Below are 1,004 nucleotides of genomic sequence, written 5' to 3'. Positions count from 1 at the left end.
GGCCAGCCGCAGCGTGGTGGTCAAACCCGGCACCGCAGCCTCGCTGGATATGCCGATGGAAAAGGAGGCGAAGTTTGTCGCCGTGGTCGGTCTGTTCCGCCACCCGGATATGGACAAAAACCACTGGCGTCTGCTGCTGACTCGTGATGATTTAGATCCCGATAAACCGCGCACCATTGAGCTGAGTAATAACGGTTTGACGCTGCGTGCAGAGAAAAAGTGATGCCACACCGTCACGCGCCTTCACTGTATGAGCAACTGCTGGGCAACTTCGCCAGTGGCCTGGAGCTGCATGCGGTCAGCGAAGAGGAACAGGTCATCCTGTCGGTCCTCGACAACATGCAGCGTATTCTCAACTGCCGCGCGGGGACGCTCAGCCATCTGCCGGATTACGGCCTGCCAGACATGAGCAAAATCCTGCAAGGTATGCCCGGTACGGCCCACTCGCTGCTGGTCACCCTGTCCGATACCTTGCTGAAATATGAGCCGCGCCTGAAAAGCCTGACCGTGGTGCTGCTGCCGCAAACTACGCCGGGGTATCTGGAGTACGGCATCGATGCCGAGTTGAAAGGGCGCGGGCTGGTGCGGTTTGGTACCGCGTTTATGCCGGAAGGCCAGGTGATTATCCGCCATTTGAAACAGCAGAACTACGTCTGAACATCCTCTTCACGATTTAACTCAACCGTGACACACTGATAAAACCGCAGGAAAACATGCCATGCTGTCACTTCCCGTCTGGTTCTCCGACGCCTTTGGTCATCTGGAAAAACAGGACGCTGATGCCCTGAAACATCTCTGGGAAACGGAGCCGGTGCTGCGAGAAGCGGCTGCTCGGCTGGATACCCTCAACCCCGCACTGCATCCATCAACACACTGTCCGTGCTGTGGCAGTGAGCACTATGTACGCAACAGCCGCGACTGGGAATACCGCTGTCTGGATTGCCTGCGGCAGAGTTCCCCGGCAACGGGAACCCCGTTTGCGGACGGTAATCCCCCCCTTTTTA

At 57.6% G+C, this 1,004-nt stretch carries 2 protein-coding genes and 1 pseudogene; all 3 read left to right on the top strand.

What is annotated here, in order from left to right:
- The coding region (locus IV04_RS23725; RefSeq protein ID WP_037404668.1) for a type VI secretion lipoprotein TssJ at positions 1 to 223 on the top strand (223 nt) is incomplete at its 5' end.
- Positions 223 to 657 (top strand): type VI secretion system baseplate subunit TssE, encoded by a 435-nt coding sequence (gene tssE, locus IV04_RS23720; RefSeq protein ID WP_037404670.1) that lies wholly within the window; start codon positions 223 to 225, stop codon positions 655 to 657. The genes IV04_RS23725 and tssE, both read left to right, overlap by 1 nt.
- 61 nt (positions 658 to 718) lie before the next feature.
- Positions 719 to 1,004: pseudogene (locus tag IV04_RS23715) on the top strand (hypothetical protein); the annotation flags it as partial.

The sequence above is a fragment of the Serratia sp. Ag1 genome (assembly GCF_000743355.1).
GTDB lineage: Bacteria > Pseudomonadota > Gammaproteobacteria > Enterobacterales > Enterobacteriaceae > Chania.
Note: the sequence above shows the minus strand (reverse complement) of the source record. Positions and strands in the feature narration are given on the sequence as shown.

Excerpts from the sequence above, each read along its gene's own strand:
- tssE (WP_037404670.1), top strand. The coding sequence starts at position 223 with ATGCCACACCGTCACGCGCCTTCACTGTATGAGCAACTGCTGGGCAAC.